The sequence below is a fragment of the Flavobacterium nitrogenifigens genome, from assembly GCF_003254565.1.
Lineage (GTDB): Bacteria > Bacteroidota > Bacteroidia > Flavobacteriales > Flavobacteriaceae > Flavobacterium > Flavobacterium nitrogenifigens.
In genome coordinates this window covers 238,188-261,149 of sequence record NZ_QJRI01000182.1, presented here as the reverse complement: position 1 = coordinate 261,149, position 22,962 = coordinate 238,188, and the positions used below count along the sequence as shown (strand labels likewise).

At 33.3% G+C, this 22,962-nt stretch carries 23 protein-coding genes; 14 read left to right on the top strand and 9 right to left on the bottom strand.

Annotated elements, in window-relative coordinates:
- Positions 1 to 7 precede the first annotated feature (7 nt).
- From DM397_RS22845 to DM397_RS22820, 6 genes are all read right to left on the bottom strand, one after another.
- Complete coding sequence (locus tag DM397_RS22845) at positions 8 to 871, bottom strand: rhomboid family intramembrane serine protease (RefSeq protein WP_111380023.1); 864 nt, start codon at positions 869 to 871, stop codon at positions 8 to 10.
- A 42-nt stretch (positions 872 to 913) separates the two neighbouring features.
- The gene (locus DM397_RS22840) at positions 914 to 1,663 is read right to left on the bottom strand and encodes a rhomboid family intramembrane serine protease (RefSeq protein ID WP_111380021.1); all 750 of its coding nucleotides are present in this window, start codon (positions 1,661 to 1,663) and stop codon (positions 914 to 916) included.
- Positions 1,660 to 3,600: a DNA mismatch repair endonuclease MutL gene (gene mutL, locus DM397_RS22835; RefSeq protein WP_111380019.1), complete on the bottom strand. Its 1,941-nt coding sequence runs from the start codon at positions 3,598 to 3,600 to the stop codon at positions 1,660 to 1,662. Before mutL ends, DM397_RS22840 begins: the two co-directional genes overlap by 4 nt.
- Positions 3,601 to 3,761: 161 nt before the next feature.
- A complete protein-coding gene (locus tag DM397_RS22830) occupies positions 3,762 to 4,442 on the bottom strand; it encodes a DUF6624 domain-containing protein (RefSeq protein WP_111380017.1) in 681 nt (226 codons plus the stop codon).
- Positions 4,443 to 4,577: 135 nt separating this feature from the next.
- A complete protein-coding gene (gene ribH / locus DM397_RS22825; protein WP_111363185.1) occupies positions 4,578 to 5,150 on the bottom strand; it encodes a 6,7-dimethyl-8-ribityllumazine synthase in 573 nt (190 codons plus the stop codon).
- Positions 5,151 to 5,228: 78 nt separating this feature from the next.
- Positions 5,229 to 6,011, bottom strand: coding sequence for a tetratricopeptide repeat protein (locus tag DM397_RS22820; protein WP_111380015.1), 783 nt, complete (start codon positions 6,009 to 6,011; stop codon positions 5,229 to 5,231).
- A gap of 242 nt (positions 6,012 to 6,253) precedes the next feature.
- Here DM397_RS22820 and recF point away from each other — a divergent pair, with 242 nt between their 5' ends.
- The 3 genes from recF to DM397_RS22805 all read left to right on the top strand — a co-directional run bounded on the left by recF (position 6,254) and on the right by DM397_RS22805 (position 9,333).
- Positions 6,254 to 7,333 (top strand): DNA replication/repair protein RecF, encoded by a 1,080-nt coding sequence (gene recF, locus DM397_RS22815; RefSeq protein ID WP_111380014.1) that lies wholly within the window; start codon positions 6,254 to 6,256, stop codon positions 7,331 to 7,333.
- Between the two features lie 198 nt (positions 7,334 to 7,531).
- On the top strand, positions 7,532 to 8,209 hold the full coding sequence (locus DM397_RS22810) for a DUF2461 domain-containing protein (RefSeq protein WP_111380012.1): 678 nt from the start codon (positions 7,532 to 7,534) through the stop codon (positions 8,207 to 8,209).
- Between the two features lie 74 nt (positions 8,210 to 8,283).
- Positions 8,284 to 9,333 (top strand): glycosyltransferase, encoded by a 1,050-nt coding sequence (locus DM397_RS22805; protein WP_111380010.1) that lies wholly within the window; start codon positions 8,284 to 8,286, stop codon positions 9,331 to 9,333.
- 85 nt (positions 9,334 to 9,418) lie between these two features.
- On the opposite strand, the gene DM397_RS22800 is transcribed toward DM397_RS22805, so the two are convergent.
- Positions 9,419 to 10,141 carry a hypothetical protein gene (locus DM397_RS22800; protein ID WP_111380009.1) on the bottom strand — a complete coding sequence of 241 codons (723 nt, stop codon included), beginning with the start codon at positions 10,139 to 10,141 and terminating at the stop codon, positions 9,419 to 9,421.
- A gap of 133 nt (positions 10,142 to 10,274) precedes the next feature.
- Here DM397_RS22800 and murB point away from each other — a divergent pair, with 133 nt between their 5' ends.
- The 8 genes from murB (at position 10,275) to DM397_RS22760 (ending at position 16,483) form a co-directional block, all read left to right on the top strand.
- Positions 10,275 to 11,288, top strand: coding sequence for a UDP-N-acetylmuramate dehydrogenase (murB, locus tag DM397_RS22795; RefSeq protein ID WP_111380007.1), 1,014 nt, complete (start codon positions 10,275 to 10,277; stop codon positions 11,286 to 11,288).
- A gap of 23 nt (positions 11,289 to 11,311) precedes the next feature.
- A complete protein-coding gene (locus tag DM397_RS22790; protein ID WP_111380005.1) occupies positions 11,312 to 11,821 on the top strand; it encodes a hypothetical protein in 510 nt (169 codons plus the stop codon).
- Positions 11,822 to 11,866: 45 nt separating this feature from the next.
- Complete coding sequence (locus DM397_RS22785) at positions 11,867 to 12,481, top strand: FMN-binding negative transcriptional regulator (protein WP_111380003.1); 615 nt, start codon at positions 11,867 to 11,869, stop codon at positions 12,479 to 12,481.
- An 84-nt stretch (positions 12,482 to 12,565) separates the two neighbouring features.
- Positions 12,566 to 13,672 (top strand): glycosyltransferase, encoded by a 1,107-nt coding sequence (locus tag DM397_RS22780; RefSeq protein WP_111380001.1) that lies wholly within the window; start codon positions 12,566 to 12,568, stop codon positions 13,670 to 13,672.
- Positions 13,663 to 14,214, top strand: coding sequence for an RNA polymerase sigma factor (locus DM397_RS22775; protein WP_111379999.1), 552 nt, complete (start codon positions 13,663 to 13,665; stop codon positions 14,212 to 14,214). Before DM397_RS22780 ends, DM397_RS22775 begins: the two co-directional genes overlap by 10 nt.
- Positions 14,215 to 14,372: 158 nt before the next feature.
- On the top strand, positions 14,373 to 15,212 hold the full coding sequence (locus tag DM397_RS22770) for an energy transducer TonB (protein WP_111379997.1): 840 nt from the start codon (positions 14,373 to 14,375) through the stop codon (positions 15,210 to 15,212).
- Between the two features lie 90 nt (positions 15,213 to 15,302).
- Positions 15,303 to 16,040, top strand: a complete 738-nt coding sequence (locus DM397_RS22765; protein WP_111380294.1) for a DUF4184 family protein — start codon at positions 15,303 to 15,305, stop codon at positions 16,038 to 16,040.
- A gap of 62 nt (positions 16,041 to 16,102) precedes the next feature.
- Positions 16,103 to 16,483 (top strand): PH domain-containing protein, encoded by a 381-nt coding sequence (locus tag DM397_RS22760; protein ID WP_095929421.1) that lies wholly within the window; start codon positions 16,103 to 16,105, stop codon positions 16,481 to 16,483.
- A 56-nt stretch (positions 16,484 to 16,539) separates the two neighbouring features.
- On the opposite strand, the gene DM397_RS22755 is transcribed toward DM397_RS22760, so the two are convergent.
- Together DM397_RS22755 and DM397_RS22750 are read right to left on the bottom strand one after the other, a co-directional pair.
- Positions 16,540 to 17,409, bottom strand: a complete 870-nt coding sequence (locus tag DM397_RS22755; protein WP_111379995.1) for a M48 family metalloprotease — start codon at positions 17,407 to 17,409, stop codon at positions 16,540 to 16,542.
- Between the two features lie 201 nt (positions 17,410 to 17,610).
- Positions 17,611 to 18,483 (bottom strand): M48 family metalloprotease, encoded by an 873-nt coding sequence (locus DM397_RS22750; protein WP_111379993.1) that lies wholly within the window; start codon positions 18,481 to 18,483, stop codon positions 17,611 to 17,613.
- Positions 18,484 to 18,782: 299 nt separating this feature from the next.
- Between DM397_RS22750 and lipA the strand changes: the two genes are divergently transcribed.
- From lipA to DM397_RS22735, 3 genes are all read left to right on the top strand, one after another.
- Positions 18,783 to 19,649, top strand: a complete 867-nt coding sequence (lipA, locus tag DM397_RS22745; RefSeq protein WP_111379991.1) for a lipoyl synthase — start codon at positions 18,783 to 18,785, stop codon at positions 19,647 to 19,649.
- Between the two features lie 74 nt (positions 19,650 to 19,723).
- Positions 19,724 to 20,719: a type I glyceraldehyde-3-phosphate dehydrogenase gene (gene gap, locus DM397_RS22740; protein WP_111379989.1), complete on the top strand. Its 996-nt coding sequence runs from the start codon at positions 19,724 to 19,726 to the stop codon at positions 20,717 to 20,719.
- Positions 20,720 to 20,748: 29 nt separating this feature from the next.
- The gene (locus tag DM397_RS22735; RefSeq protein ID WP_111379987.1) at positions 20,749 to 22,920 is read left to right on the top strand and encodes a tetratricopeptide repeat-containing hybrid sensor histidine kinase/response regulator; all 2,172 of its coding nucleotides are present in this window, start codon (positions 20,749 to 20,751) and stop codon (positions 22,918 to 22,920) included.
- Positions 22,921 to 22,962: the final 42 nt, after the last annotated feature.

Here is a 22,962-nt window from a genome sequence, read left to right as displayed (position 1 = left end):
TACAAGTTTATTTTCCAGCTTTAAATAAAAACTCTTTTTCTTCCTTTGTCAGACAATCGTATCCCGACTGGCTTATTTTGTCTAAAATTTCATCAATCTGCTGTTGCGTTTTATCTTTCGTAACAATTCTTGATGTCGTTTTTTCTGTAGGTTTTTTGTAATTTTTATGAACTTTTGTAAATGGGGTCGTAGGAGATTTTCTAAAAAGATTTACAAAGAAATCTAACGTTTTAGAAACAATGATACTTAAATCGGTACCGTTTTGAAGCAATTTAATATAGGCAAATCCGAAGAAAGCACCCGCAAGATGCGAAATATGTCCGCCCATATTCCCTAAACGGAACTGCATTAAATCTAAAATCAGAATAACAGCTGTTATATGCCAGAGTTTCACATTTCCAAAGAGAAACAATCGCACATTCATTAAAGGAGAATAAGTGGTTGCCGCCACCAAAATAGCCATAATAGCAGCAGAAGCTCCAACAATGGAACCGGTGATATTAGAAAAATAAAAACTCAGCGCAAAAGCAACTCCTGCAAAAAGAGCACTTAAAAGATATAATCCTAAATATTGTTTTTGAGTAAAATAAGTCAAGAACAAAGTGCTTGCAAAATTAAGCACCATCATATTGAATAACAGATGGAAAAATCCGTCGTGAAAAAAAGCATAGGTTAAAAAAGTCCAAGGTTTAAACATAAAAACCTGAGGATCTGACGACAAAGCCAGCCAATTTGGAAATGCAAACTGACCTACTGAAAATTGATAGAAAAAGATAAGTGATACAATAAAACATGCTATGTTCCAATACATAACTCGCATAGAGATACCACCCAATCGATACTGTAATTTTAAATCGTCTAGAATATTCATAAAAATTCTTCTATTTTAGAATTCGTACTTTAAAGTTAAAAATTAATTCCAACGGTTGTTATTAAACTGATTTTTTTTCCAGTACCACATCATTAAAAAACCAGTAATCGCACCACCAACATGGGCAAAATGCGCAATCCCTGTTCCCCCTCCTCCAAACAGAGAAGTACCTTTAACACCTAAAAACAAATCCATTAATAAAAGTCCAGGAACAAAGTATTTAGCTTTGATCGGAACTGGAATAAACAAAAGTGCCAATTCTGCATTTGGAAACATAAAAGCAAAAGCCGTAAGCAAACCGTAAATAGCACCAGAAGCCCCAACAACAGTTCCAATATAAGCACTTGTAAATCCATCAAATTGAGCTGGATTTACTAAAGTTTGCCATCTTGTGTCGATTTTTCCCTGACTTAAGATATTTAAGATATCAGCCTTATGAAAACCATTTGCCGTTAAGATATTAATTGTATCCTCAAAAAAGTAATAATTTACCGCTGTATGAAGCAATGCCGAACCCAAACCACAAGAGATGTAAAAAAATAAAAACTTTTTACCTCCCCAAAAATGCTCTAAAGCAGATCCAAAAGAAACCAATGCAAACATGTTAAACGCAATATGCATAATCCCGCCATGCATAAACATATGCGTAATAGGCTGCCATACTCGGAAACTTGGATTTTCTGGAAAGAACATCGCAAAATACTCGTAAGATATTGGCACCAACTGAGAACCAATAAAAAAAATAATATTAATAATTAGCAGTTGTTTAACTACTGGAGTCATATTCATCATACGGCAAACTTTTTATCTATATCTTCAACACGCATCGTGATGAAAGTAGGTTTTTGAAAAGGTGAAATATTTGGATCTTTACAGGCAAACAAACCGTTTACCAAATTATCTTGTTCTTTTTCGGTTAAATAAGATCCTGTTTTAACCGCTAAACTTTTAGCCATTGACTTGGCAATTGTATCGTTCTGACTGTAGCTGTTTGCCGGAATTCCGTCTTGCAAATCGCTCAACAATTGCTCAATTACCTGCGAAACTTCGCTTTCTGTGATATTTACAGGAATTCCCGAAATTACGACATGATCAGTTTTGCTTTCATCAAAGACAAATCCAGTTGTTGCTAGCGAAGGTTTTAACTCTTCGATTAATTCCATTTCAGATGCCGAATAAAACAAGTCTAAAGGAAAAAGCAACTGCTGGCTCGAAGCTTGATTTACGGTCATATTCAGCAAAAATTGTTCGTACAAAATTCGCTGATGCGCACGCTGCTGATCCACAATAATCATTCCTGATTTTATTGGCGATACAATGTATTTTTTATGTATTTGATACGTTTTTTGCGTTGCTTGTTCTACTTCTTCATCATCAAACAAAGAAGAAGTTACTTCCTCGTTTTCGAATGTAAAAGGCGAACTTTCTATGCTTTCAGGATTTTCAACATCCAAACCAACATACAGACTTTCCCAGCTTGCAGTTGGCTCTACTCTTTTAGAATATCCTGAATACGACGATCCAGAAGATGATGATCCTGATGAAGACGAAAAAGAAGAACCCGAACTATATCCAGACGAGCCCGAAGCAGCTTTACTATAATGCTGATTGGTTTTATCATCAGTAAAAGGATTAAAAGTTCCATCAACCTGAATGGTGGGAATTCCAACTTCTACATCTTTATAATGATATGGCGTATCTAAATTGGCATCTCTATCGAAATCTAAAACTGGAGCAACATTAAACTGTCCTAAACTATGTTTGATGGATGCACGTAGAATAGCATAAAGAGCTTGCTCATCATCAAACTTAATTTCTGTCTTAGTTGGATGAATATTGATATCAATTGTATTTGGCGGAACTTGCAGGTATAAGAAATAACTTGGCTGAGAACCATCTTTCAGCAATCCGTCGTATGCAGACATAACGGCATGGTGAAGGAAACTGCTTTTTATAAATCGATCGTTTACAAAAAAGAACTGCTCTCCCCTATTTTTCTTTGCAAACTCAGGTTTGCATACAAAACCTTGAACATTGATAATCTCAGTATCTTCGTTTACAGGAACTAACTTTTCATTTGTTTTTCCAGACATTATACCTACAATTCTCTGACGGTATCCTGCTGCAGGAAGATTGTACATTTCGCTTCCGTTATGATAAAAACTAAAATGAATATTTGGATGTGCCAATGCTACACGCTGAAATTCATCCATTACGTGACGAAATTCAACCGTATCTGACTTTAAGAAATTACGGCGAGCAGGAATATTAAAAAATAAGTTTTTAACCGCAAACGAAGTTCCTTTTGGCAAAACGGCCACCTCTTGCGAAACAAATTTACTTCCCTCAATTACAATGTGCGTTCCAAGTTCGTCTTGATCTTGTTTTGTTTTCATCTCCATGTGGGCGATTGCCGCAATAGAGGCCAACGCTTCTCCACGGAAACCTTTTGTTCCAAGTGAAAACAAATCTTCAGCCTGACGGATTTTTGAAGTTGCATGGCGGGCAAAACACAAGCGAGCATCAGTAACAGTCATTCCGACTCCGTTATCGATAACTTGCACTAGCGATTTACCAGCATCTTTTATAATTAATTTGATATCAGTTGCTTTGGCATCGACCGCATTTTCTAACAATTCTTTTACGACTGAAGCTGGTCTTTGAACCACTTCTCCAGCAGCAATTTGGTTAGCAACGTGATCAGGAAGCAATTGAATAATACTCGACATTAAGCAAAAATAGGTTTAAAAGTTAGATTTGGTTTTTTGCAAACCAAGAAGTACAAATTTAATGAATTTTGGTCGGCTTTTAGAATAAGAATAATCATAAAAAAAACAAAAACTACAACAGCCTATAAAACAGAAAGATTGTAGTTTAGACACAAAAAAAACTAGTCCATTTTCTTAATTTCATCCAAGGTATAAACCTTGTATTCCATTCCCATTTCTTTTGCATTTTCTTCAACTGTGGTTGTAAAACCAGCTTTCTTTCTTCGATCGTTAACTTTAGCAGGATTTTGAATTGGTGAAACATAATTAAAAAACTCTTTTTTTCCTGTCTGCTTGTTTGTTATTTGTTTCATCTGGCCCTGTGTTCCATAAATCTGTTCTTTTCCTTGCTGGGTTAGATAACGATCTTGCATTTTAGCAAAGTAAGTAAAAGGTATCTCCTTCTTTTTCGCTTCCTGTTCGATCATTGGCAAATATTCTCCAATTTTCGAACTATGCTGAATAACGTACCATACCGCAATATTGGTTGGTTCGCCAACTAAATTTTTTCCTGGATAGCCATACTGCTTAATAATTCCTTCAACCTTAATCAAGTTAAGAGAATCTCTTTTTTGCATTTCAAGCCAAATGCCCTTTCTAAAATTCGGATCATTTTCACGCCCGAGTTCTTTTACTATTTCCTTTTTTCGATCTTCAGAAGTATCAAAATTGATATATTCTCTAAGAATCTGATCCGATTTCATGATAGAATCTAGCTCTTTTTTCAAATTTTCATTGATTCTATTCTGAGCATGACTTAAACCGAAACATAAAACAAAAGCGTAAAGTAGATATTTTTTCATAGAAGCATAATTAAGATCAACTCAAATGTAATATAATTCAGAATTTGACAGAACTTAATAGAATCACAAAAAAAGCATAAAAAAAACCTACACTTTTAACAGTATAGGTTTTAATATTTTTAAGACAAACGTGCTTTATTCGTTTTCTATTTTTTTCGGAGAATCTTCAATTTGAAGTGCTCCAGAAGTCAATAATGGCTGGTTGAAAGCATGAGACATTGAAGCCTGCTGACGAATGTAAGCCATTTTGATTGCCGCAATTGCCGCTTCAGTTCCTTTGTTTCCGTGAGCACCTCCACTTCTGTCAATTGACTGCTGCATATTATTGTCTGTTAAAACACAGAAAATAACTGGAATATCCGTTTGAACATTCAAATCTTTAATTCCTTGTGTAACTCCTTCGCAGACAAAATCAAAATGTTTGGTTTCTCCTTGAATTACGCATCCAATTACAATAACTGCATCAACATTTTGAGTCTGAAGCATTTTTTTTGCTCCATAAATCAACTCAAAACTTCCCGGAACATTCCAACGGATAATTTGCTGAGCCGGAACATCGCAATCAACTAGAGCGTCAAAAGCACCATTATAAAGTCCCTCTGTTATAGTATCATTCCATTCAGAAACAACAATCCCAAACCGAAAGTCTTTCGCGTTTGGGATTGTGTTTTTATCGTATTCTGATAGATTTTTATTTTCAGTAGCCATCTGTAATATTTTAGATTTTTGATTTTCGAATTTAGATTCTTTACAAATCTACAATCTAAAATCTAAAGTCTAAAATTTTTATTGTGCTAATCCAATCAAAGCATCAACAGATGCTGCTTCTGGAGTACTGTCGTAATTATCTTTAATGTCATTGAAATATTTCAATGCATCTTCTTTTTGTCCTAAAGCTAAAGCTGTTTTTCCAGCTTTTAATAAGAAACGAGGTGTTGTAAAATCGTTTTTGTTAGACTCAGCAGCTTTTACATAAAAATCTAAAGCTTCTTTTTGCTGATTTTTTTGAGAATAAGCATCTCCTGTAGCACCTTTAGCTAATGCGCTTAAAACTACATCTTCAGATTTGAATTCACCTAAATATTTAATTGCCTCATCAAATTTACCAGTATTCAAGTAAGCAATACCAGCATAGTAGTTTGCCAAGTTTCCAGCGTCTGTTCCAGAATATTCGTCAGCGATTTTGATAAATCCGAATTTACCTTCTGAACCGTTTAAAGATAATTTGAATAATGAATCGCTAGAAACACCGTTCACCGCTTTTTCAAAGTTTTGTTGAGCAACAAACATTTCACTTGCAGCCTCTTCTTGTTTAGGAGTTGCAATAAATTTTTGGTAAGCCAAATATCCAATTGTAGCAACTGCAATACCAGCAACTAAACCAATAATGATTTTTTGATTTTTAGCCACCCAATCCTCAGTTCTTGAAGCAGTTTCATCTAATTTTGAGAAAACTCCAGCTGTAGTACTGTCTTTTTCGTCAATAATTACTTGTTGCTCTTCAGTAACCACCTCTTTTACTTCCTTTTCTTTTGGTGTCTTATATCCTCTTTTATTGTAAGTTGCCATTTAAAATTTATTTAGTGAACGGCAAAAATAAAATTTTTCTTGAAACTGAGGTAAAAAATTTCAATTTTATCACTATTTTAAAAGAAATATTTTCCTTATTCGCTCATCCTTTCGAGGAAGTGGTAAAATAAATAAGCTCAAGAAAGCCCTAAAGCCAATTATATCGATAATTTTCGGTAATTTGCAGCCTCAAATTTTTACCGTTCAAAAAGGGTAAATTTTACACGTGGAGTCCCGAAAAAATGCATTTAAACAAAATCTCATTATTCAATTATAAAAACTTTTCAGAAGCAAGTTTTGATTTTGACATTAAAATCAACTGTTTTGTGGGAAAAAATGGCATTGGAAAAACCAATGTACTCGATGCTATTTATCATTTGGCTTACGGAAAAAGTTATTTTAATCCGTTGGCGGTTCAAAACATCAAGCATGGAGAAGAATTTTTTGTTATTGATGCAGAACTGGAAAAGAACGAAAGAACAGAGCAGATTGTCTGCAGTTTGAAAAAAGGACAGAAAAAGGTTTTAAAACGAAATGGAAAACCTTACGATAAATTTTCAGATCATATCGGGTTTATTCCACTAGTAATTATTTCGCCAGCAGATCGCGATTTAATTATTGAAGGAAGCGAAACGCGCCGTAAATTCATGGACAGCGTGATTTCGCAATTAGACTCTACTTATCTTCATCAGCTTATTCAATATCAAAAAGTAATTGTGCAGCGAAATGCACTTTTGAAATATTTTGCGCTCAATCATACTTTTGACAATGATACCTTATCTATATATAATGAGCAATTAAATGAATATGGGAAATCGATTTTTGAAAAACGAAAAGATTTTTTAGAACAGTTTATACCTATATTTAATATACATCATCAAGCAATAACAGGATCTGAAGAATCTGTACAACTGGTTTACGAAAGTCATTTGTTTGAAAAAGACTTACTAACGCTTTTACAGGAAAACATCAATAAAGATCGAGCGCTGCACTACACAACTGTAGGAATTCATAAAGATGATTTATCTTTTGAAATTGATTCACATCCAATAAAAAAATTCGGATCGCAAGGACAGCAAAAATCTTTTCTGATTGCCTTAAAACTTGCTCAATTTGAATTTCTAAAAAAACAGAGCGGTGTAAAACCAATTCTTTTGTTTGATGATATTTTTGACAAACTAGACGAAACTCGTGTCGCCAAAATTGTAGAAATGGTAAATAGCGAAACGTTTGGGCAGCTTTTTATATCGGACACACATCCAGAAAGAACTGAAGCAATTGTAAAATCAACACATCAGACTTATAAGATATTTAATTTGTAAAGTTTTTTTTGCCACTAATTTCACGAATTTACGCGAATTATTTTTACCACAGATTGCAAGGATTAAAATGATTCAATCTGTGTAAATCTTTTAATTTGTGGCTAAATAAGAAAATAAATTAGTGTAAATTCGTGCAATTAGTGGCAAACTAAAAAAACGAATTAGAAAAAAAGTAACTGCATTCAAAAAACACAGAATATGCTAGCGAAAGAATCATTGCAATTTTTAGACGATTTAAAAAAGAACAATAACAGAGAATGGTTTCAGGACAATAAGAAACGATACGAAGTTTTCAAGAAAGACTATCATCAATTGGTGAGCGACTTTCTTGACGCGATGAAACCACTTGATCCTTCATTAGAATTATTGGAAGTCAAAAACTGTACTTTTAGAATCAATCGTGACATTCGTTTTTCTAAAGACAAATCGCCTTATAAAGCACATCTAGGAATCTGGATGTCTGGCGGAACCAAAGGTTTAAACCGTTCCGGATATTATGTGCATATTGAAAAAGGAGCCAGTTTTATTGCCGGCGGATTTTATTCTCCTGAATCGGAAGATTTGAAAAAGGTTCGCAAAGAAATTGCTTTTTTCTATGATGATTTACAGGAAATTTTAAATGATAAAAACTTTAAAAAGGAATTTGGAAGTTTAGATTTTAACGAAAATAATTCGCTTAAAAGCATGCCTCGCGGTTACGAAAAAGATCATCCTGCAATTGAGTTCTTAAAACTGAAAAGTTTTACAGCAACTCAAAAATATGACATCTCTGAAGTTACTCAGAAAGATTTCGTAAAAAAGATAAGCCAGAAACTGATTGCTCTAAAACCGCTAAACGAATTTATAAATCGCGCTTTAGATACTGAAGAATTTTAGAGATAAAAAAATCGCCACGAATTCACGAATTATTCAAAATTAATTCGTGAATTCGTGGCGAAAAAACTTTTATAATGAAAAGGAAAATACTTTTTCTTGGAGAATCTTATCGTGCCGATGCTATCACTTGGATGAAAGGCCTGAAAGAATTTGGTGATTTTGAAATTATCACTTGGGAACTTCAAACATCAAACACCCACAGATTTAAACGTATTTTAGAGTATTTCTTCGCTCCTATTTCCATTCGAAAAATAATTAAAAACGAAAAACCAGATATGGTCATTGCCGAAAGAACTACAAGTTATGGTTTCTTAGCCGCAATATCTGGTTCTAAAACAATTGCCATAGCACAACAAGGCCGTACCGATTTATGGCCAGAAGAGTCTAAATTGTATCCTTTTAAAAAATTTATTCAAAAATATGCTTTTAAGAAAGCGCATTTAATTCACGCTTGGGGACCTGTAATGGCAATTCACATGAAAGAAGTCGGTGTTGACATGAACAAGGTCTTGATTCTTCCAAAAGGAATTGATTTATCGCTTTTTACTCCTTCGACAAACAATTCAAACAAAATTGAAGCCATTGTAACACGTTCGTTGCAGCCAGAATATCGTCATGATTCAATTTTAAAAGCTTTCGAAATTTTAAACCAAAAAGGAATTGATTTTTCATTGACAATTGTTGGCGACGGAAACAGATTGCAATTTTTAAAAGATTTAGCAAAAGAACTCCAAATAGAAAATAAAGTGATTTTTACAGGAAGAATCCCGAATACAGAACTTCCAAAATTATTGCAGCAATCCAATATTTACATCAGCATGCCAATTACCGAAGGCGTTTCGGCATCTTTATTTGAAGCAATGGCTTGCAATTGTTATCCTATTGTTTCCGACATTCCTGGAAACCAGAGTTGGATCACGCATCGCGAAAACGGCCAATTAATTGAAATTGATAATATCGAAATGCTGGCCAATGAATTAATCTGGTCTTTTGAAAATGCTGAATCTCGAAATCAGTCCATTATTCGAAATAGAAAATTTGTGGAGGAAAATGCTAATTATGATATTAATATGAAGGTTATTTCAAAGAAATATCATGAGTTGTTGAATTCTAGAAATATTTAACCGCAAAGTCCGCAAGGGGTTACGCTAGGAACGCGAAGCTTTGCGAACTTTGCGCAAACTTTGCGTCTTTTAAGTTAGAAAAAAATTATTTCGGATAAGCCAAAGAAACTTTTTTGTCCACAGCATTATAAACTACGTAGTAAAAATTTTCATTTTCTCGTAAAAGAAAAACATTCCCATAGTTTTCATTTTTAGAAGACACAATTTTATAATTAGATAAATCAATCTGTTTTCTTTTGTCTTTACAATCTTTCAAAATTTCATCTGGCAGATTTCCATCTGTATCATTCCATACAAAAACATAAGACCTCCATTCTTTCTTAAAAGAATCAAGCATTTGAGCATAAAGCATTTTATCTTTATCTTCCTGCAATACACCATTGCTAGGAATTAATCGAACTGCATCACCTTCTTTATAAATATAAAAAAGACCTAAGTCTTTACTCTTATTTTCCTGCTTTGTTCTTAGATTGCCACAATAAAACCCAACAAAACGCACATTTTCAACAGCGATACGTATATGATCATTATCAACCATCGTGTAAGAACCTGAAGTATAAACAGAACATCCATTAGGGCATATCATTGGTTCACCACATGAAAATGTACCGTTTAAATTAAATATTACACTGCGTCCTTCACTTAGTTGCTTTTCTTTTATTAAAGAATATTCGAAAACATTAGAATAACCAATTATATCCTTTGTACTCCATTCTCCTTCAATACTAACAACTTGTGCAGAAGCTGATATTGACAAAAACAACCCTAAAAAGAGTAAAATCTTATTCTTACGGAAAATTTCAGCCATAATTATAACATTATAATTCTTTCAAATCTACAAAAGAAATCAATTTGTTTTTTGAATTCTGATATTTATTTAAAACCCATTTCAAATAAATTATAATCCTTACTTTTGAACCATATTAAAAAGCCTTTTATTTATGGAAATCCAATCCAATTTTTCTTTAAAAAAATACAATACTTTCGGCATTGAAGCTAGTGCAAAACAATTTGTTGCAGTACATTCTGTTGACGAATTAAAAACCATTTTGTCAGCAAACAAAAACGAGAAAAAATTCATTCTTGGCGGCGGTAGCAATATGCTTTTAACCAAAGACATTGACGCTTTGGTGATTCATATCGATTTAAAAGGCAAAAAAACGATTAAAGAAGACGAAGATTTTGTCTGGGTTGAAAGTCAAGCGGGCGAAACTTGGCATGATTTCGTTTTATGGACCATCGATAATAATTTTGGAGGATTAGAAAACATGTCTCTAATTCCAGGAAATGTGGGTACAACTCCCGTTCAGAATATTGGGGCTTATGGAACTGAGATTAAAGATACTTTTGTTTCTTGCGAAGCGATGAATATTGCCACTCAGGAAATGAAAATTTTCGACAATGCCGAATGTAATTTTGGCTACCGTGAAAGCATTTTCAAAAACGAAGTAAAAGACCAATATATTATTACTTCGGTTATTTTTAAATTGACGAAACGCAATCATAAAATCAATACTTCTTACGGGGATATTTTGGCAGAATTGGCCAAAAACAACATTACAGAACCAACCTTAAAAGATGTGAGTAATGCTGTAATTGCCATAAGACAAAGCAAATTGCCAGATCCGAAAGAATTAGGAAATAGCGGCAGTTTCTTCAAAAATCCGATTTTATTGAAATCTGATTTTGAGAAAATCCATCAGAAATTTCCAGAAATGAAATTCTACGAAGTTTCAGAGACTGAAGTAAAAGTTCCAGCAGGATGGCTGATTGAACAAGCTGGTTTTAAAGGAAAACGTTTTGGAGATGCGGGAGTTCATAAAAACCAAGCTTTGGTTTTGGTGAATTACGGAAACGCGACAGGACAAGAAATTTTGGCCGTTTCTAAAGAAGTTCAAAAAACCGTTTTCGAAAAATTCGGCATTCAAATCGAAGCGGAAGTTAATGTAATTTAAACAACTTCATTATTAAGATTTTAATGAAAAAATTAAATATAGCAGCTCTTTTTATTCAATTCTTGGGTATGATTTTCTTCATTAACGGAATTTTTCAATTAAGACTATACACTGTTGCTGATAAAATCATTTTGATAAGAAATCAATTTCATTTTCAAAAACAAAAAAACTGGAACAAATTATTCCCCACAAACGAAGATGTTCTAAATTTCTGGCCTAGTGTTTATATTTGGATATTTTTTGCCTTATTAATAGGAGTATTGTATATTGCTTATCTTAATTGGAAAAGCAAACTTTCATCGATAAATACTATTTTATTAGCAATCGCTCTTTATGTCCTTTTAAGATTAAAATTTTTCAGAAAAGAGATATTCTCTGCCTTTTTTAGACCAATAAGAGTCTTACTTTCAGATGATCTTGCAACACAGTGTTTAATAGAAGGCGTAATTTTTACAGTTATTGGCGTTTCGATTATTTATCTAAGTGCTAATTCAAAATTGTTTACTTTAAGCGGAGAAACAATTGAAAGCTAAATAAGGAATAGTTTTTTATTAGGACATCTAACTAAAAGCAAAAAAATGTATACACCAGATTTATACAAAAACGAAAATCAGGAAGAAATAAGAGCTTTTTTGAAAGAAAATAGTTTTGGAATCCTGATTAATCAGACTAACGGAAAATTATATGCAACTCATATTCCGATAGAATTGGAATTGAATGGGGAAGGAAAAGAAATCTTGCAAGGTCATATTTCAAAACTCAATCCACAAGCTGAAGGTTTTAAGGAAAATGACCAGGTTTTGGCTGTTTTTACAGGTCCGCATAGTTATATTTCTTCTTCTTGGTATGATCACGAAAATGTTCCGACTTGGAATTATATAGCCGTACATGTTTATGGAAGAATCAAGATTGTTGATTATGAAACTTCAGTCGAGCAATTAAAAAAGCTTGTAGATAAATACGAAGCTAATTCTAAAAATCCTGTTCGTGTTGAAAATTTATCTGAAAAAACCATGCGCGAAGCACGAGGAATCTTTGGTTTTGAAATCGAAATTGAAGAAATTCAAGCTACGAAAAAACTCTCTCAAAACCGCAACGATCACAATTATAAAAACATAATTTCGGAATTGGAAAAAACCGAAAACCCTCAGTCTATTGCTGTTGCAAAAGAAATGTCAAAATGCCGAAAGTAAATCGGCTTTAGCTATTGAATTTAGCGAATTGATAATTACATTTGCAGTCGCAGAACGTGAAATTAATAGAACCAAATAAATCAGATGCTTATATACATATTTTACTTTTTTATTGCTATTGTTGCAGTTCAACTTTTTTATTATCTCGGAGTTTTTGGAAAATTTGCTTTTGCCAAACCACAGCACGTGAAGCCTAAAAACCTACCTGTTTCGGTAATTGTATGCGCTAAAAACGAAGAAGAGAATGTTAAAAAATATATTCCGCTTTTGGCACAACAAGATTACCCTGATTTTGAAGTTGTTTTAATTGACGATGCATCGAGTGATGAAACTCTTGAAGTTTTTGAAGAATTTGAAAAAGAATTCCCTAATATCCGTCTAGTAAAAGTTGAAAATAATGAAGCTTTTTGGGGAAATAAAAAATATGCTTTAACGCTTGGAATAAAAGCTGCAAAAAAGGATTACTTACTTTTTACAGACGCAGATTGCTTCCCAAGTTCTAAAGATTGGATTACTTCTATGACTTCGCAGTTTACCATGAACAAAACAATCGTTTTAGGTTATGGAGGTTATGAAAAAGTAGAGCGTTCATTTTTAAATAAAATAATTCGTTTTGAAACTGTCTTAACAGCAATTCAATATTTTTCATGGGCCAAAATGGGACTTCCATATATGGGGGTTGGAAGAAATCTTGCCTACAAAAAAGAAGAGTTTTTTAATGTAAATGGTTTTATCGATCATATTCAGATTCGCTCTGGCGACGACGATTTATTCATTAATCAAGCAGCCAATAAAGCAAATACAACTATTTCTTATACACCTGAAAGTTTTACCTATTCAGAACCTAAGAAAACCTATAAAGAATGGTTTACTCAGAAAAGAAGACATATTTCTACTGCAGAACATTACAAATTTTTTGATAAATTGCAATTAGGATTATTCTTCCTTTCACAATTTTTCTTCTTTATATTAGTTATTATTCTGTTAGCATTTCAATTTCAATGGATCGCCGTATTAGCAATTTTAGCAACACGCTATACAATAGTGTGGACTGTCGTTGGATGTTCAGCAGGAAAATTAAAAGAAAAAGATATTAAAATTTGGTTTCCAGTTGTTGAGATAGCGCTTATATTAACGCAAATTAATATCTTTATAACTAATATCTTTTCAAAACCCGTATATTGGAAATAAATTCTAAAATAGAAAAAGCAAAAAAAGGCGATCAGATCGCCTTTACTTTTTTATTAGATCATTATTGGAATGAGGTGTATTCATTTATGCTCAAACGTACCGAAAATGAAACCACCGCAGAAGATATTACCATAGAAACTTTCTCCAAAGCTTTTGATAAAATTGCTTCTTATAATTCAGAATTTCAGTTCAATACCTGGCTAATTGCAATTGCAAAAAATGTCTATATTGATTTGCTGCGAAAAAAGAAAACCAATCTTTTTATCGAAATTACTGACAACGAAGACCAACAGGCATACAACATTGCCGATCCTACTCCATCTGCAGAAGATGCATTAATCAAAGAACAGAATCTTTCTCGTCTGCTTCTATGCATCAAAGAACTCAAACCGCATTACCAAGAAGTAATTCAGCTTCGTTATTTTCAGGAAATGTCTTATCAGGAAATTGCTGCTAAGATTGAAGAACCATTAAGCAGCGTTAAAGTAAAACTTTTGCGCGCTAAAAAATTATTAGCAGAAATTATCGAACGCAACAGATAATTTACTATCTTTAAATAAAGAATAAATTATTCCTATATTTATTCTTAAAATAAAACCATTTCTTCAACATTAAAACTACAACATTTACGTTGTTAGCTCAAACCTAAAACCTTTTCTGCGTATGATTTAAAGTTACTTAACCTTAAAACCCAAAAATTATGTCTAAATTAAGCATTTATGAAAACAAGTGGACCGATCTTGTTTTCGAGAACAAAAACAAAGAATACGGCGCGTACCAATTACGCCAAGAAAATTCTAAAAATTCTGTTACAGCTCTCTTTATGGGTTTATTGTTAATAACGGCTTTAGGAAGTGCACCCGTACTTATTAGCAAATTATTTAGGACTTCGCCTGTTGAAGCTGAGCCAGAACCAATGATTTACGATCCGATAACGCCCGTAAACATTGACCCTACTGTTGTACCCCCACCGCCAGCACCGCCAGCACCGCCAGCACCGATTGTAGAGCAAACTGCAGCGAGTCAAACAGATGCGGTTCAATTAACCAATCCTGTCGTTACAAGAACTCAAGATGCTGTACAAGAAATCGCGGCTAATACAGACAATGTGCCAGTTGTTGAGAACGCTACTGGAACAGGAACTTCAGTAAATGTATTGCCTACAACTGGAAGCGGAGGAAATGGCGAAGCAGCTTCAGTTGCACCACCGACTAACGAACCTGTCTCTACGGCTATTTTGGATAAACTTCCAGAATTTCCAGGCGGTATTGCGCAGTTTTACAAGTACGTTGGAAACAATTTCCATAGACCAGAACTTGACGTAGAAAAAACACTAAGAGTGTATGTTTCTTTTGTAGTTGAGAAAGACGGATCAATTACTGACATTATTGTTAAAAATGATCCAGGTTACGGAATGGGAAAAGAAGCTATTAGAGTTTTAAAATCATTAAAAACAAAATGGGCTCCAGGAATTCTAGACGGAAAACCTGTGAGAACTGCATACAATCTCCCTATTACAATAAAAACAGAAGTAGAATAATATTAATATTTTGAAAAGTGAGAAAAGCAGAACTTCGGTTCTGCTTTTTTGTTACATTTAATCCCTAAATCAAAACCAAAAAACAACTTAATGCCTTTCACTTTTTCCCATCCTGCAATAATTCTTCCTTTGAGATATTTGCCAAAATCATGGTTCTCTATAACAGCATTAGTAATTGGCAGCTTAACGCCAGATTTTGAATATTTTTTGCGAATGAAAGTTAAAAGCGATTACAGTCACACTTTATACGGCATTTTTTGGTTTGATTTGCCCCTTGCCCTTTTACTGGCTTTTCTCTTTCACAATCTAACCCGAAATCTATTATTTCAAAATCTCCCTGCATTTATCAGAAGTCGAATTCTGGTTTTTACAGATTTTAACTGGAATATTTATTTTAAAAGAAATTGGCCTGCTGTATTAATCTCTTTATTAATTGGAATATTTTCTCATATTTTCTGGGATGCCTTTACACACAAACACGGTTATTTTGTCAATCAAATTACAGCTTTACAAAACACGATATCTATCTTTGGAACAGAAATTCCGTTATGGAAAATAGCTCAGCATTCAAGCACATTTATTGGAGCTGTTATCCTATTAATAATTTTCTTTAGGCTTCCAATAAAATTTACTTCTCCAGCTTCAATCAATAAGTTCTATTGGATTTCTGTGATTTTATTTACCGCAGCAATTTTATTTATGAGATTTACAATAAATCCAAAAGCTTTTAATTTTGGAAATTTAGTTGTCACTTTTATAGCATCTTTTTTAATTGCAACAACAACAATTCCATCTATAATTAAATTCAAATCAATCCATAAAAATTAACAAAATCCACTACATTTACTCCCTCAAAACGGAAATCATTTTAACTAAATTAAAACAGAGTAATGGGAATATTTTCAGCCATTCTTGGCAATGCAGGTTCAGTAAGCCAAGAAGATTTAATTAAAAAATACGGACAGCTTTTAACTGCAAATGAAGAAATCGAAATGGGTTTCAAACTTATCCGCGACACTTTCATTTTTACCAACAAAAGATTAATCTTAGTAGATGTACAAGGAATCACGGGAAGCAAGACAGAATACAAATCTATTGGCTACAAAAGCATCACAAGATTTAGCGTTGAAACCGCAGGTACTTTTGACTTAGATGCCGAATTAAAAATCTGGATTTCTAGCGAACAGCACCCAAGTATTGTAAAACAATTCAATAAATCGGTTAATGTTTATGAAGTGCAGAAGATTCTAGCTTTTCATGTATTAGGATAAAAAAACAAACCCAGCAAACAGAAATTTGCTGGGTTTTATAATTTAAGAAATAACGCTTATTTCTTTTTTGTCGTCGTTGTTTTCTTTTTGGCTGTAGTTGTCTTTTTAGCAGTGGGAGCTGTATTTACAATCTTTTGCTGTACATAAGGTTTATACAAGCCGTCTTTTTCTGCCCTTTTCTTAGCATCATCAGCTCTTTTCTGAGAATCTGGATGCGAACTCATCATTTGATCAATAAATGAAGCTTGAGCACCTTCACTCATTTTTGCTAAAATTCTAAAAGCAGATTCTTCAGCATTTACATTGTATCCGTTTTTCTTCATGAAATTGTAAGCAAACAAATCTGCTTCCGATTCTTGCTTACGGCTATATTTGCTATCAATAATGGCACTTCCTATTTTTCCAAGCTGGCTATCTGTTACCGTTGCCACAGTTACCGATTGAGAAGCGGCTCCATCCATTAATGCTTCTTTTTGGTAAGCTGCACGAATGGCATCTCTAGAATCGTTGTTTGCTACGTGCCCGATCTCGTGTCCGATTACAGCAATCAATTCATTATCGTCCATAATATCCATTAATCCAGAATAAACACGAACGCTTCCGTCTGCGGTTGCAAAAGCATTCACTTCTTTCAATTTATAAACTTTATAGTTTAAAGTAAATCCATCTCCTGCTGCATGTTTCCCAAAAACACGATTTAATCTTAGAGTATAACCATCAGTTGGTCCAGCAATTTCATGCTCTGCATCTAATTTATCAACTGCCTCTTTAGATAATTTTGCAGCGTCGGCATTACTAAAAGTAAAACCGGTAACTCCTTTCTGAACTGCCCCAATTGCTTTATCTCCAAAATTAATCTGTGCAGTCATTTTAGTTAAACCAAATGCTGTAAATAAAAGTCCTACTATTATAAATTTCTTTTTCATATTTTTTTTATAATTACAATTTAACAACAAATGTAGCATAACAAAATGCTATTTTAATTTCACGCAAAACTTGTTTTTCAACAAATAAAGATAAAACATTTTTATGAGCTGATAATCAATATACAAACGATTTTAATCCTATGCTTAAAAGAAAAAACCGGCAAACTTTTTAGGTTTACCGGTTTTTGAATCATGTGTAGCTTATTTCTTTTTTACTGTACTTGTTTTCTTTGTTGTTGTAGATGTCTTTTTTGTCGCAGTTACAGGAGCTGTATTTACAATTTTCTGCTGCTCATAAGCATGATACAACCCCTCTTTTGTTGCTTTCTTTTTTGCTGCATCTGCTCTTTTTCCAGAATCTGGATGCGAGCTCATCATCTTAGCCATAAAAGATGCTTCAGAACCTTCGCTTAAATTTTGAAGAATTCTAAAAGCTGATTCTACAGCATTCACATCATAACCATTTCTTTTCATAAAATCATATGAGAAATTATCTGCCTCAGATTCTTGTTTTCTACTATGTTTGCTATCAATCATAGCGCTTCCTATTTGCCCTAATTGAGATTGGGTAAGCGTCTCTACTTTTCCGGATTGAGAAGATGCAGCATCTAATAAAGCTTCTTTTTTATACGCTGCTTTTATCGCATCTCTTGTATCGTGATTAACAACATGTCCTATTTCATGACCTATAACAGCTAGCAGTTGGTTGTCATCCATAATATCCATTAAACCTGCAAACACGCGAACACTTCCGTCGGCACATGCAAAAGCATTAATGTCTTTTACCAAATACACTTTATAATTTAAAGTAACCCCTTCACTAGTGGTATGTTTTCCGAACAAACGATTTAAACGAATTGAATACCCATCTTTTGGGTCGGCAACTGGATTGTTTGCATCCAATTCTGCAATAGATTGTTTGGCTAAAGCAGCGGCATCTGCATCACTAAAAGTAAATCCAGAGATACCTTTACCTAAAGCTCCCATAGTTTTATCTGAAAGTATTTGCGCATTTGTTTTGGTAAAACTTAAAATTGCAAGTAAAGTTCCCAATACAATAATTCTCTTTTTCATGGTTTTAAAACTGTTAAATTAACAGCAAAATTACCATTGCGCGAATTTTGCAAGTTCCAAAGAAGCCAAAATTGTAACAGATTAAGACTGAACTTTTATATTTCAGAAAAACCAGATCGAATATCAAATTATTAAATACAGATAAAAAAAATCAGCTTGAAATATATTTAAAACCAATTTATTAACACTTGATTCAACTTATCCTCAATCTCTTCCACAAATATGATATGTAAAGGAAAAGCAAATAAACATCTCAAAATAAACTACATTCCGTATCTTTGTACTTTGAACATTGATATATGGAAACAGTCACTGAAAATACACAAACCACAAAACCTAAGTGGTTAAAAGTAAAATTACCTATCGGACAAAAATATACTGAACTTAGAGGTTTAGTTGATAAATATAGTTTAAATACCATTTGCACTTCTGGAAGCTGCCCAAACATGGGAGAATGCTGGGGCGAAGGAACTGCAACTTTTATGATTTTAGGAAATGTCTGTACACGTTCTTGCGGATTCTGTGGTGTAAAAACTGGAAGACCTGAGACAGTAGATTGGGATGAACCTGAAAAAGTGGCTCGTTCTATTAAGATTATGAATATTAAACATGCTGTAATTACTAGCGTTGATAGAGACGATATTAAAGATGGTGGTTCTATCATTTGGATGGAAACTGTTCGAGCTATCAGAAGAATGAATCCTCAAACTACTCTTGAAACTTTGATCCCAGATTTTCAAGGAATCGAAAGAAACCTTGATCGTATTGTAGAAGCAAATCCTGAAGTGGTTTCTCATAATATGGAAACGGTACGACGTTTGACTCGCGAAGTTCGTATTCAGGCAAAATATGACAGAAGCTTAGAAGTGCTTCGTTATTTGAAAGAAAAAGGAATCAACAGAACAAAATCTGGAATCATGCTTGGTCTTGGAGAAACCGAAGAAGAAGTCTTCCAAACTATGACTGATTTAAGAAATGCAAATGTTGACGTTGTTACCATTGGACAATATTTACAGCCAAGTAAAAAACATCTTCCTGTAAAAGAGTTTATTACACCTGAACAATTTGCCAGATATGAAAAATTTGGTCTTGAATTAGGCTTCAGACATGTAGAAAGCGGACCTCTTGTTCGTTCTTCATATAAAGCACAAAAACATATTTTATAAAAAAGTTTAATTGTTTAATCGTTTAATTGTAAAACTGATTAAACGATTAAATAGTTAAACGAATAAACAAAACATTGAAAACAAGAATTGCTATTAATGGATTTGGAAGAATTGGAAGAAACTTATTCCGTTTGCTTTTAAATCACCCTGAAATCGAGGTCGTTGCTATAAATGACATTGCAGACAACAAAACCATGTCGCATTTAATTAAATATGACAGTATTCATGGAGTTTTGCCTTATGAAGTAAGTCATGACGAAAATAGCATTATTGTAGACGGAAGGCATTTTTTCTTTTTTCACGAAAAAAGTATTTCAAATATAGATTGGAAATCGCATTCGATTGATATTGTAATCGAATCGACAGGTAAATATAAAACGCATGAAGAATTAAATGCGCATCTTGAAGCTGGAGCAAAAAAAGTAATTCTTTCGGCTCCTTCAGAAGTTGATACTATAAAAACAGTAGTTCTTGGTGTAAACGAACATATTTTGGATGGAAACGAAGATATAGTTTCAAATGCGAGCTGTACCACAAACAATGCCGCTCCGATGATTAAAATCATTGAAGAATTGTGTGGAATTGAACAGGCTTACATTACCACTATACATTCTTTTACGACAGACCAAAGTCTTCACGACCAACCACATAAGGATTTACGTCGTGCGAGAGGCGCCAGTCAGTCGATTGTTCCAACAACTACTGGTGCAGCTAAGGCATTAACAAAAATTTTTCCTAAATTGCACAATAAAATGGGTGGCTGTGGCATCAGAGTCCCAGTTCCAGACGGTTCATTAACAGACATAACCTTCAATGTAAAACGTGCTGTAAGCATTGAAGAAATAAATAAAGCATTTAAAGAAGCCTCAAAAACAAATTTAAAAGGAATATTAGATTATACCGAAGATCCGATTGTTTCGGTTGATGTAATTGGCAATACACATTCTTGTTTATTTGATGCTCAGCTAACTTCGGTTATTGATAAAATGGTAAAAGTTGTAGGCTGGTATGATAATGAGATTGGCTATTCATCAAGATTGATTGATTTAATTTTACTGATAAGAGAATAATAAGATTCATTGTAAAAGCATTGCCATACATGAAATACTGTCTTTTTATTATTGTTTGTTTTTTTAACTCGTTTTTGTATTCTCAAGTCAAAAAGAATACGGATAGCGTGACCTATTATAACAAGCTTGCCAATACTAATCTAAACAGTAAAAAGTACGATCGGGCCATTTTTTACACAGAAAAGTCAATTAATTTTTGTGAAGAGAATGGCAAAAAAGAGAATCTAGCCAATCAGACTTTCAAGCTTGGTAAAATTTATTACAATCAGAAAAAATTTGAAGACGCCTTAAAAAACTTTCACAAAACCGTTTCTTTATTTGACACCTTAAAGCCAAGCTGCACAAAGGCTTTGGCTTTGCATTATATTGGTGTAACCAATACTGCCAAAGGCGATTATAAAACTGCAGCTATTTATTATACGAAAGCAAAGGATTTACTAAAAGAACTGAATATAAATGACAACGCCGAAGTTTTAGATTATCAGAAAGCGTTAGCGTATAAGACCAATAATGATCTTCAATCGGCAACAAAAACTTTTAAGACTATTGCTAAAAAACCCGACAGCAATGCCAATATAAAAACCAAAGCAGATGCCTATTATCAGCTTGGCTTAATTGAAAGCCAGCTTAAAAGAAACGATTCGGCTATTGTATACTTTGACAAAGCTTTAGATTATAATGCTAAAATCAATGACCTTCAAAAAAAAGCAAAAATAGTTTTAGCGATAAGCCAATATTACAAACAAAACAAAAATTACGATCTGGCCTATTCTTATTTAGACGAACATTATCAGATTGAAAATTATCTATTAAGAGTAAAAAATGCAAAAGTTGATTTGGATGAATATGAAAAATTCAAAAAAAATCAATCCATAAACAATACGCTTAAAAAAGAAAGTGAAGAAAAATTTCAGCTTAAAACCTATCGCTATTCTAAGTTAGTCAGCATTTTGGCGATTGCCTTAATTTCGATTTTATCACTCTTGAGTTTGGCATTGTACAAAAACAATATCATACGAAACCAAAACAATTTATTGCTTCGCGAAAAAAACAAAGAATTAATTTTAGCCAAAAACAAAGCCGAAAAAGCATCCAAAGCCAGATCTGAGTTTTTGTCTACTGTTAGTCATGAACTCCGGACGCCGTTGAATGCTATTAATGGAATTACACATATCTTACTTGAAGACAAACCAAAGAAAAAACAGCTCAAATACTTAGAATCTCTAAAATTCTCTGGAAATTATTTAACCACTTTCATCAATGAAATTTTAGAAATAAATAAAATTGATTCGACTAAAGCTGAAATTGAAAATATCAGCTTTAATTTGAAAGAGTTACTTTTTAATATTCAAAGTTCGTTAAAAGAGCTGGCGACTGCCAACAAAAACTACTTTAATTTAGAAATAGACAAAGCGATTCCTGACAATTTAATTGGGGATCCTACCAAATTATCTCAGATCATCCTCAACTTAATCAACAATGCTTTAAAATTTACTCAGAACGGACATGTAAATGTTATTGCTAAATTGTATTCGCAAGAAGAAGATAACGCGACAGTGTATTTTGAAATTGTCGATACTGGAATCGGAATTCCTGAAGACAAACTCCAAACTGTATTTGAAAGCTTTTCTCAAGGGTCTATTGAAGTAAATAGAAAGTATGGAGGAACTGGACTTGGTCTTACTATTGTAAAAAAATTGATAGAACTTTTAGGAGGAGAGATAAAACTAAAAAGTGAAGTTGGAAAAGGTTCTACATTCACCTTCAAGTTAAACTTCAAAATTAACAACGAACCATTGGAAGTAATCGAAGAAGTAAAACCTTATAAAGACAAACAATTGAAAAACAAATCTATTTTATTGATTGAGGATAACAAAATCAATCAGATGATCACTCGTAAAATGCTTGAAAACAAAAACATTACCTGTGAGATTGTTGACAATGGAGAAGATGCGGTCGAGCTTTTAAAAATCAAACGTTTTGATATGATTTTAATGGACGTGCATCTTCCTGGAATTAACGGAACGACGGCTACGAAATTAATTCGCGAATTTGACAAAGCTACTCCAATTATTGCTTTAACAGCAATTTCGCTTGACGAAAATCGAGATATGCTTCTTTCTTTCGGAATGGATGATGTTATTACAAAACCTTTTGTCCCAGACGATTTCTACAGCACTATTGCTAAGTTTTTTGATTAGCTAAGGTTCTGAGATGCTATCCCGATAGCTATCGGGACTAAG